Below are 9,466 nucleotides of genomic sequence, written 5' to 3' on the forward strand. Positions count from 1 at the left end.
TGACCAGATAGTCGCGGGTGGCGTCGGCGGCCGCACCTTCGTGGGCGGAGGAGTAGTCGCGGTGGAGTTGGTGCAGGTCGTCGCAGGCCGCGGTGAGCTTCTCCGCGACCTGCGCCAGCAGATCGGCCGCACCTTGCAGGTCGTTCGTAGCGCTGCCGGCAATCACGGGATCGCGAATCTGTTCGATCGACATCCCGGAGAAGTCGACTGCGGTTCCTTCGTAGTTCGGCGCCATGGTCCGGACTCCGATCAGCGGCGGGGCGGTAACGAGGTCAAGGCAGCACTGGCAACATCTCGTGCAGTCACGCACAAGTCCCGGAGGGGGCCGCTGAAACCTCCGGCCCGCGCGGAGAAGGACTGGTCATCGGCATTGCCGACCAAGATCACACAGGAGCCGCTGTTCACGTCGCTGACCCGCACCGCCGGATACCCGGAAATGACCTCCGGCTCAAAGATCGGGAACGAGGTCCGGAGACTGTAATAGAGTCTCAGATCTCGAACCGTGCTCAACGCGATACCAGCCTCGAACGACCCGTCACGCGCAGTCCAGCCGCATGCAGACGCATTCGCGTTTGACCGGTCGGAGGCTGTATCGGCAGTGAGATCCAGCGATTGAAGCATTTCCGCCGTGAGCGCCTCACAAGCGCGAATGCCGCGTAAATCAAGAGGATGATCCACGGTAGGCACTCCGGAGACCGGAGGGGCGCTCGCTGTCACCTCTGCCGGTGGTGGCGGAACTACCAGTGGAGGAGTCGACGATGCGGTCGAACAAGCAGAAAGGGCGAGAACGAGCACGAACGAAGCGAGTAGACCGGACACCGGGCCACTATTCATCATGTTCGTCCCAAGTTCCGCTGCTCGACATCCTCGTAAGCAGCAAGCTGTGCATCGAGTGCCATCCGTGCCTCCCAGAGCTGACGTCGCCAGGCCTCCAAGTAGGTCCGCGCATCGTTGATCATCCTCGCCGACTGGGATGCGGCGTTATTGCTCACCGGGTCCATCGAGGGAAATGAGGTCAGAACGGGGTCAAGCAGAACCTCCGCACCCAGCACCGATTTGACCACCTCCCCCAGCCTCACCGAGAACGCCCTCGCCACCTCCGGCTCCAATCGGACCTGCCCCGGCGCCCCACCCACCGTCGGCACCGCGTCCGTCCAGATGATCTGCGCGTCGTCGACCCGGCGGATGTCGGCGGCGTCGACGGAGTCGCTCGGCGAGGTCACCCGTCCATGATCTCAGGCCGTCCCGCGCGCGGGACCACTTCAGCCGAGGGGTTCGCGATCGTGAACGGTCTACAGCAGCTTCATCCGTGTCTGGACCAGCGAGTCCTGCACGAACGTCAGCCACTGGTACACCCCGAGGTGCGGCGCGCGCGGGTCGTCCGGCGGCAGCTCCTCCGGCATCTCCTCGCTGATGTCCAGCGCCGTCCCGAGCGCCAGCCGCACGTCGTTGAGCGCGGTCAGCCACACGTCGGACTGTTCGGGCGTCAGCTCGACCTTCCCGCCCGCCTCCGGCAACGCGTCCAGCACCGTCTGGGCCGCGTTCTGCTTGCTCTCGATCAGCTCGGGCTCGTGCAGGGACCGCAGGCCCGCGGCGAGGTCCATGTCCTCGCTGGTGAAGTCCGGCAGCAGCCGGGCGAGCACGCGGTCGTCCGGCCGCTTCGACGGCCCGGTGCGGATGCCCGTGAGGGCGGCGAGCTCATCGGCGGGCGCCTCGCTCGCGCGTCCCTCCAGCATCTGCCGCACCTCGCCGACCAGGCCGCGCAGGACCGTCGACTCCTGCTCCTCGAACGTCGCGACGAGCCGGGCCTTCGTCCCGCGTCCGGAGCGCTTCCAGCCGTTCATGTGCGCTGCATGGTGGCCCAGAGGCCGGCCGCGTGAAGCTTGGCGACGTCCGTCTCGATCTTGTCCTTGTCCCCGGACGACACCGCGGCCTTCCCCTTGTGGTGGACGTCCAGCATGAGCGCCGTCGCCTTCGGCTCGGGATAGCCGAAGAGTTTCTGCAGCACGTACGTCACGTAGGACATGAGATTGACGGGGTCGTTCCAGACGACAGCCTGCCAGGGTGTGTCGCCGGTGGTCTCCTCGTCGACGGCAGGATCCACCTGACGGGTCGGCGAGCTGAGCGGCGCGGACATGCCTCCATGGTGACACGCACACCCCGAGGCGCAGGACGGCACATAGGCTCACGGCATGACCCGCGTCGCGGACGGGACGGGCGCTGCCACCGCGCTCCTCACCGACATGTACGAGCTGACCATGGTCGCCGCGGCACTGGCCGACGGCACCGCCGACCGGCAGTGCAGCTTCGAGCTCTTCGCGCGCCGGTTGCCCGACGGTCGCCGCTACGGCGTCGTCGCGGGGACCGGCCGGTTCCTCGACGCGCTGGAGGACTTCCGGTTCGGCGAGTCCGAGCTCGCCTCCCTCGCGGGGACGGTGGACCAGCGCACCCTGGACTGGCTCGCGGACTACCGCTTCGCCGGTGACGTCGACGGCTACCCCGAGGGCGAGCTGTACTTCCCCGGCTCCCCGGTCCTGACGGTCACCGGTTCCTTCGCGGACGCGGTCGTCCTCGAGACGCTGGCGCTGTCGATCTTCAACCACGACAGCGCCGTCGCCTCGGCCGCGGCCCGGATGGTCACCGCCGCCGGATCGCGGCCGATGATCGAGATGGGTTCCCGGCGGACCCACGAGGAGGCCGCGGTCGCCTCGGCCCGCGCCGCCTATCTGGCCGGGTTCGGCGCGACCTCCAACCTGGAGGCCGGTCGCCGGCACGGCATCCCGACGGCCGGCACGGCCGCGCACGCCTGGATCCTGCTGCACGACGACGAGCTCAGCGCCTTCCGCAGCCAGGTCGAGGCCCTCGGCGTCAAGACGACCCTGCTCGTCGACACCTACGACATCCGCAAGGGCGTCGAGAACGCGATCGAGGCCGCCGGCCCCGAGCTCGAAGCGATCCGGATCGACTCCGGCGACCTCGGCGTGCTCGCCCGCCAGGCCCGCGAGCAGCTGGACTCCCTCGGCGCCACCGGCACGAGGATCGTCCTGTCCGGTGACCTCGACGAGTACGCGCTGGCCTCGTTGCGCGCCGAACCCGTCGACGCCTACGGCGTCGGCACCTCGGTCGTCACCGGATCCGGGGCGCCGACCGCGGGCATGGTCTACAAGCTCGTCGAGGTGGACGGGCGGCCCGTGGCCAAGCGGTCGAGCTCGAAGGAGTCCCGCGGGGGCCGCAAGTCCGCGCTGCGCCGCTTCAAGCCGACCGGCACGGCGGTCGAGGAGGTCGTGTACCCGGTCACCACCACACCCGAGGTCGGGCCGAACGACCGCGTGCTGCCGATCCCGCTGGTCCGCGGCGGGAAGCGGGTCGACGACCTGCCCTCGCTGGACCAGTCCCGCGAGCACCTGCGCGCCGCGCTCGTCGCGGTGCCGTGGGAGGGGCTGAAGCTCTCCCGCGGCGAGCCCGCCATCCCGACCGTGTTCGAGGGGACGTCCTGACATGAGCAGGGCACTGATCGTCGTCGACGTCCAGAACGACTTCTGTGAGGGCGGCTCGCTCGCCGTCATGGGCGGCGCCGCCGTCGCCGAGAGCGTGTCCCGGCTGGCTCGCGACGGCGGGTACGACCATGTCGTGGCGACGCGGGACTTCCACATCGACCCCGGCGCGCACTTCAGCGACACTCCGGACTTCGTGGACACCTGGCCGCCGCACTGCCTCGCGGGCACGCCGGGGGCGTCGTTCCACCCGGCGCTGGACGTCGCGCCCGTCGACGCGGTGTTCGACAAGGGCCATTACACCGCCGCATACTCCGGCTTCGAGGGCACGGAGCCGAACGGCGTCGGGCTGGCGGACTGGTTGCGGGACAGGGGTGTCGACGCCGTCGAGGTCGTCGGGATCGCCACGGACCACTGCGTCCGCGCGACCGCCCTCGACGCCAACGCGGCCGGTTTCGCGGTGACCGTGCTGCTGGAGCACTGCGCCGGGGTCACGCCGGCGACGACGGACAAGGCCCTGGACGTGCTGAGCGACGCCGGCGTGACCATCGGCTAGACACCCCTGAACGGGAACGGCCGCGCAGCCGGAAGCGGATGCGCGGCCGTCGACCGTGATCGGAGGCGTCAGCCCTTCATGCGGAACGGCTGGAGCGCGGCGCCGAGATCGACCTGGTCGCCGTCGTTGTCGTGCGTGCTGTGCGCGCCGACGGCGTCGGCGAGACCGATGCAGCGGTGGCCGTCGAAGAGGCCACAGGCGTAGCGGGCCTGGGTGTCGTCGATGTCGACGAGGCCGACGCGCAGCTGGTAGATGCCGGGGAAGCGCACCTCGTCGAGGTACTCGACCCGCAGGGAGCTGGGCTCGAGGCCGTCGAGCGGGCCGCCGACCGGGTAGCCCAGGACGTCGGTGTGCAGCTCGGCGAGACCGTCGAGGTACCAGCCGGCCAGCGCCACGTTGTTGACGTGCCGGTTGGTGTCGAGGTCCCCGAAGCGGGTGCGCACGTCGTAGCGGAACGGGTAGTTCTCCCGGACGAGCCGCGACGGCTCGGGCTCGACCCGGCCCTGTCCGGCGCCCGGGAGCTCGAGCCTGCCGAGCGCCTCCCGCAGGTCCGCGGGGATCGCCGTGGTCACGCCGCCCTCGGTGTAGACGCTCGTCGACTCGCCGGTGGCGACCAGGTCGTCCCCGGCGAACACGCCGTAGACGTAGGAGAACGACTTCGTCCCGATGTGGCTCACGCCGACCCCGACCCGGTACCGACCGGCGATCCGCAGCGGGGCGATCACGTCGACCTGGACCGACACCAGCAGCTGGCCCACCCGGGCACGCTGACGGTCGGCGAGGTCGGACCCGAATGCCTCGAGCTCGACGGCGACGCGCGCGTCCTCGAACCAGCGCACGAGAGCCTCCCGGCCGATGCGACGGCTCGGGTCGAGATCGCTGTAACGGGCCTTGGGCTCGAAGACCATCGGGTACAGCGCGGGGTCGGGTCGGATTTCCGTGGACGTCACCCTTGACATGATGGCCACAGCCGCGGCGACCTGCCGAATCGGCCGCGCCACATCACGTGTGGGGCCTGCCACGTTTCACGGAGCGTGCCCACACGGTTGCGGGGCGGGGGTCGACTGCGTCGATACACGGTTGCGCCTCGGGCTGTCGGGGGCGCCGGATAAGGTCGACGAGTGCCTGCCGCTCCCGCCAAGACCGACCTCCCCGGCGTGGCCGAGCTGCTCGAGGCGGCCGTCACGGCGGTCGGGGGCGCGCGCCGCGAGGGGCAGGACGCGATGGCGCAGGCCGTCCGCAAGGCGCTGTCCAGCGGCGAGCACCTCGCGGTGCAGGCCGGCACGGGCACGGGGAAGTCCCTGGCCTACCTCGTCCCGGCGATCCGGCACGCGATGGTCCGGGACACCACGGTCGTCATCTCCACCGCCACGATCGCGCTGCAGCGCCAGCTCGTGGACCGGGACCTCCCCCGGGTCGCGAAGTCGCTCAAGCCGCTGCTCGGGCGCGCGCCCACGTTCGCGATCCTCAAGGGCCGCAGGAACTACCTCTGCCTGAACAAGCTGCACGGCGACGACGCGATGGGCGAGGACCCCGCCGAGGAGCAGCTCTTCGACGCCTTCGCCATCTCCGCCCTGGGCCGCAACGTGTCGCGCCTGCACGACTGGGCGTCGGACACCGAGACCGGGGACCGGGACGAGCTCGTCCCGGGCGTCCCGGACAACGCCTGGCGGCAGGTGTCGGTGACGGCGCGGGAGTGCCTGGGCGCGGCCCGGTGCCCGGTCGGCGAGGACTGCTTCGCCGAGAAGGCGCGGGCCGAGGCCGGGCGGGCGGACGTCGTCGTCACGAACCACGCGCTGCTGGCGATCGACGCGATGGGCGACGCGTCGGTGCTCCCGGAGCACGACGTCGTCGTGATCGACGAGGCGCACGAGCTCGTGGACCGGGTCACCGGCGCCGCCACCGCGGAGCTCACCGCGGGCACCGTCGCCGCCGCGGCCCGGCGCTGCGGGAAGCTCGTCGACCAGGACCTGGCCGATCGGCTCGCCGAGGCGGGCGAGGGCTTCGGCCTCACCCTCGAGGACCTGCCTCCCGGACGCTGGGAGTCGTTGCCGCGCTCCGCATCCGGCGCACTGCAGTCGATCGTCGACGCCGCCGCGATGTGCCGGCAGGCGCTGGGCGGCGAACGCCGGGAGGACCCGGAGGGGGCCACCGGCCGCAAGCTGGCGCTCGCACTGCTGGACGAGGTGTCCGAGGTCGCCGTCAGGGTGCTGAAGACCTTCGAGCAGGAGGACCCGGCCAAGCGCTACGACGTCGTGTGGCTGGGCGAGCAGGGCCCGGACAACGCCCGGTTCAAGGTGCTGCGGGCGGCGCCGCTGGCCGTCGGCGGGCTGTTGCGGGAGCGGCTGTTCGGCACGCGGACCACCGTTCTCACCTCGGCGACGCTCGCGCTCGGCGGTTCCTTCGACGCGCTGGCCCGGCAGTGGGGCCTCCCGCCGGAGGGAACGGCCCCGGAGGACGACCCGGTGAAGGACAAGGACGTTCCGCGGTGGAAGGGCATGGACGTCGGCTCGCCGTTCGCCCACGCGCGCAGCGGGATCCTCTACACCGCGAAGCACCTGCCCCCGCCGGGCCGTGACGGCCTCGCGCCCGCCTACCTGGACGAGATCGCCGAGCTGGTCGACGCCGCCGGGGGCCGCACGCTCGGGTTGTTCTCCTCCATGCGCGCCGCGAAGCAGGCCACCGAGGCGCTGCGGGGACGGCTGTCCGTCCCCCTGCTCTGCCAGGGGGACGACTCGACGATGCTGCTGGTCAAGCGGTTCGCCGAGGACGAGGAGACCTGCCTGTTCGGCACCCTCTCGCTCTGGCAGGGCGTGGACGTGCCCGGGCCGTCCCTGTCTTGCGTGATCATCGATCGGATCCCGTTCCCGCGCCCGGACGACCCGCTCGTGTCGGCCCGTCAGCGGGCCGCGGACGCCCGGGGCGGCAACGGCTTCCTCACGGTCTCCGCCACCCACGCCGCGCTGCTGCTCGCCCAGGGTGCGGGCCGGCTGCTGCGCGGGATGAACGACCGGGGCGTCGTCGCGATCCTGGACTCCCGGATCGCGACGGCCCGGTACGGCGGGTTCCTCCGGGCGAGCCTGCCGCCGTTCTGGCAGACGACCGATCCCGAGAAGGTGCGGGCGGCCCTGCGCCGCCTCCGCGACGCCTGATCTCCGCCGGCACGGCGCTGCCGGGCTTGCGGTGCGTCCGTCGCCGCTTGAGTGGTTCAAGCGTCATCGTGGGCTGCTCGAGCCACTCAGGCGCCGGAGGTCCGGCGGACGACCTGCCGGCCCCGGGTCAGCGTCCGATGCAGGTGATGGTCCCGGGCTCCACCTCGGTGAACCCCGCGTCCCGGACCGCGACCGCCTCGTCCCGCTCGACGGCTGCGCACAGCGCCGCCCAGCGCGCCTCGTCCGTCGACCGGACGGCGAACCGCGGGGTCTCGGTCCATCCGCGGACGGCGGCGAGCAGCATCGACGCGTGCCCGACCTGGGCCGCGGCCTTGCCGACGCTCATCGTCACGGCCGGGTTCAGTGTGATCACCGGGACGCCCGGCGGGGGTGCGGGAGGCGAGTCCGGGGGCAGGTCCGTGCCGCCGATCTGCAGCCGCGAGACGACCTTCGGCACCGCGTCGACCGGACCGGGGACGAGCGCGCGGGCCTCCGCGCCGTCGACCTCGACGGTCACGCCCGGCAGGTCCTGCACGGCTTCCCAGTGGGCGCCGCGTGCGCGCCTGGCGATCTTGCGGATGCGGCCGTCGACCCAGCTCAGGACGTCCTCGTGCCACTCGCCGCCCTCCTGCGCCCGGGGGTCCAGGCAGAGCGCGAGCGCGGCGCCCGCGGCGGCCTCCAGCAGCGGCGTGCGCGCCGGTGCCTCCCGCTCGATCCGCAGGATCACCGGCATCGCCCGCACCACGCCGTCCTGCTCGGGCGGGATCACGACGTCCGGCCCGGAGTAGCGGGCTGCCAGCGCGTCGAGAACCGTGCTCACGCGATCGGGACCCGCCGCAGCACGCCCTCGGCGGCGTCGGCACTCTCGACCTCGTCCCGGGTGATCCCGAGGATGAACAGCACGGCGTCCAGGTACGGCTGGGACAACGCCGTGTCCGCGACCTCGCGCAGCGCGGGCTTGGCGTTGAACGCGATGCCGAGCCCGGCCGTCGAGAGCATGTCGATGTCGTTGGCACCGTCGCCGACCGCCACGCACTGCTCGAGCGGGATCCCGTGCTCGGCCGCGAACCGGCGCAGCGCGACGGCCTTGCCGGGCCGGTCCACGATGTCCCCGACGACGCGGCCGGTGAGCCGCCCGTCGACGATCTCCAGCTCGTTGGCGGCGCAGAAGTCCAGCCCCAGCTCGTCGACCAGACCGCGGATGACCTGGGTGAACCCGCCCGAGACGACGCCCGCGCGGAAGCCGAGGCGCTTGAGCGTGCGGATCGTGGTGCGCGCGCCGGGCATGAGCTCGAGCTCGGCGGCGACCTCGTCGATGACCGCGGCGGGCAGCCCCTCCAGAACGGCCACCCGGCGTTCGAGGGACTGCGCGAAGTCCAGCTCCCCGCGCATCGCGGCCTCGGTGACGGCGCGGACCTCGGCCTCGGCGCCGGCCCGCGCGGCCAGCATCTCGATGACCTCGCCCTGGACGAGCGTGGAGTCCACGTCGAAGACGATGAGGCGTTTGCTGCGCCGGGCGAGACCGGCCCGCTCGACGGCGACGTCGATGCCCGCCTCGCGCGCGACCTCGACGAGCTTGTGCCGCAGCGTGCCGTGCGGGTGCTGTTGCGGGTCGTCCGGGTTCGGCGAGACCTCGAGCTCGAGGCCCGTCACGGGATAGTCCGCGACCCGGCGGATCGAGTCGATGTTCGCGCCGACGTCCGCGAGCGCCTGGGCGACGGACCCGAACGCGCGGGCGGTGATCGGCCGCCCCAGCACCACGACGACGTGCGTGGACTTGCGGCGCACCGCCGGGTCCTCATCGGTCCCGTGGTTCACGGACGTGTGGACCTGCATGCCGATGCTCTGCATGGCGTCGTCCAGGGACTCCTGGAGTCCCTCGGGATCCCGCTCGACGGCGACCAGCGCCCCCAGCGTGAGCCGGCCGCGGATCACGACCTGCTCGACGTCCAGCAGGTCCACCCCGTGTCGGGTGAGGACGGTGAACAGTGCGGAGCTGACTCCGGGACGGTCCGGCCCGGTGACCGTCACGAGGACGGTCGACCGGGCCGGGTTCTGAGCGTTCAGCGCGAACGGTCCTAACGGGACTTGGGGTCGTCGTCGGGCTGCGTCTCGTGGCTGACGCCCTGGGCGAGGACCTCGGACGGCGCCGCCCGGTGCCCGACGTGCGCCTCCTCGCGGATGCGCTCGACGAGGTGCGGGTAGTGCAGCTCGAACGCGGGGCGCTCGGAGCGGATCCGGGGCAGCTCGGTGAAGTTGTGCCG

11 protein-coding genes and 1 pseudogene are annotated in these 9,466 nt (G+C 71.9%); 3 read left to right on the forward strand and 9 right to left on the reverse strand.

The window, feature by feature from the left end; all coding sequences use genetic code 11:
* From JWP64_RS00105 to clpS, 5 genes are all read right to left on the reverse strand, one after another.
* Window positions 1-235, reverse strand: a 235-nt coding sequence (locus tag JWP64_RS00105) for a hypothetical protein (RefSeq protein ID WP_297490683.1), incomplete at its 3' end; no start/stop codon positions are given.
* Between the two features lie 14 nt (window positions 236-249).
* On the reverse strand, window positions 250-837 hold the full coding sequence (locus tag JWP64_RS31300) for a DUF3558 domain-containing protein (protein ID WP_366889110.1): 588 nt from the start codon (window positions 835-837) through the stop codon (window positions 250-252).
* Window positions 834-1,223 (reverse strand): hypothetical protein, encoded by a 390-nt coding sequence (locus tag JWP64_RS00110; protein WP_297490685.1) that lies wholly within the window; start codon window positions 1,221-1,223, stop codon window positions 834-836. Before JWP64_RS00110 ends, JWP64_RS31300 begins: the two co-directional genes overlap by 4 nt.
* Window positions 1,224-1,292: 69 nt before the next feature.
* Window positions 1,293-1,844 (reverse strand): DUF2017 domain-containing protein, encoded by a 552-nt coding sequence (locus tag JWP64_RS00115; RefSeq protein WP_297490687.1) that lies wholly within the window; start codon window positions 1,842-1,844, stop codon window positions 1,293-1,295.
* Entirely contained in the window at window positions 1,841-2,137 is a 297-nt protein-coding gene (gene clpS, locus JWP64_RS00120; protein WP_297490689.1) for an ATP-dependent Clp protease adapter ClpS, read from the reverse strand. The genes JWP64_RS00115 and clpS overlap by 4 nt, the downstream gene beginning before the upstream one ends.
* A gap of 55 nt (window positions 2,138-2,192) precedes the next feature.
* On the opposite strand from clpS, the gene JWP64_RS00125 reads away from it, so the two are divergent.
* Together JWP64_RS00125 and JWP64_RS00130 are read left to right on the forward strand one after the other, a co-directional pair.
* Window positions 2,193-3,497: a nicotinate phosphoribosyltransferase gene (locus JWP64_RS00125; protein ID WP_297490691.1), complete on the forward strand. Its 1,305-nt coding sequence runs from the start codon at window positions 2,193-2,195 to the stop codon at window positions 3,495-3,497.
* 1 nt (window position 3,498) lies between these two features.
* Window positions 3,499-4,050 (forward strand): nicotinamidase, encoded by a 552-nt coding sequence (locus JWP64_RS00130; RefSeq protein WP_297490693.1) that lies wholly within the window; start codon window positions 3,499-3,501, stop codon window positions 4,048-4,050.
* A gap of 68 nt (window positions 4,051-4,118) precedes the next feature.
* Here JWP64_RS00130 and JWP64_RS00135 read toward each other — a convergent pair whose 3' ends face one another.
* Window positions 4,119-5,000: a thioesterase family protein gene (locus tag JWP64_RS00135; protein WP_297490696.1), complete on the reverse strand. Its 882-nt coding sequence runs from the start codon at window positions 4,998-5,000 to the stop codon at window positions 4,119-4,121.
* A 171-nt stretch (window positions 5,001-5,171) separates the two neighbouring features.
* Between JWP64_RS00135 and JWP64_RS00140 the strand changes: the two genes are divergently transcribed.
* A complete protein-coding gene (locus JWP64_RS00140) occupies window positions 5,172-7,202 on the forward strand; it encodes an ATP-dependent DNA helicase (RefSeq protein WP_297490699.1) in 2,031 nt (676 codons plus the stop codon).
* Between the two features lie 127 nt (window positions 7,203-7,329).
* On the opposite strand, the gene JWP64_RS00145 is transcribed toward JWP64_RS00140, so the two are convergent.
* The 3 genes and pseudogenes from JWP64_RS00145 to JWP64_RS00155 all read right to left on the reverse strand — a co-directional run.
* Window positions 7,330-8,001 carry a peptidyl-tRNA hydrolase gene (locus JWP64_RS00145; protein WP_297490704.1) on the reverse strand — a complete coding sequence of 224 codons (672 nt, stop codon included), beginning with the start codon at window positions 7,999-8,001 and terminating at the stop codon, window positions 7,330-7,332.
* A 17-nt stretch (window positions 8,002-8,018) separates the two neighbouring features.
* Entirely contained in the window at window positions 8,019-9,233 is a 1,215-nt protein-coding gene (gene serB / locus JWP64_RS00150; RefSeq protein WP_297490701.1) for a phosphoserine phosphatase SerB, read from the reverse strand.
* 47 nt (window positions 9,234-9,280) lie between these two features.
* Window positions 9,281-9,466, reverse strand: a pseudogene (locus JWP64_RS00155) (cytochrome ubiquinol oxidase subunit I); the annotation flags it as partial.

The organism is Pseudonocardia sp., assembly GCF_025465255.1.
In the GTDB taxonomy this organism is placed as follows: Bacteria; Actinomycetota; Actinomycetes; order Mycobacteriales; family Pseudonocardiaceae; genus Pseudonocardia.

What these genes read in the sequence shown, in the direction of transcription:
- JWP64_RS00130 (WP_297490693.1), top strand. Translation starts at nt 3,499, where the DNA reads ATGAGCAGGGCACTGATCGTCGTCGACGTCCAGAACGACTTCTGTGAG.
- JWP64_RS00115 (WP_297490687.1), bottom strand. Translation starts at nt 1,844, where the DNA reads ATGAACGGCTGGAAGCGCTCCGGACGCGGGACGAAGGCCCGGCTCGTC.
- JWP64_RS00125 (WP_297490691.1), top strand. Translation starts at nt 2,193, where the DNA reads ATGACCCGCGTCGCGGACGGGACGGGCGCTGCCACCGCGCTCCTCACC.
- JWP64_RS31300 (WP_366889110.1), bottom strand. Translation starts at nt 837, where the DNA reads ATGATGAATAGTGGCCCGGTGTCCGGTCTACTCGCTTCGTTCGTGCTC.
- clpS (WP_297490689.1), bottom strand. Translation starts at nt 2,137, where the DNA reads ATGTCCGCGCCGCTCAGCTCGCCGACCCGTCAGGTGGATCCTGCCGTC.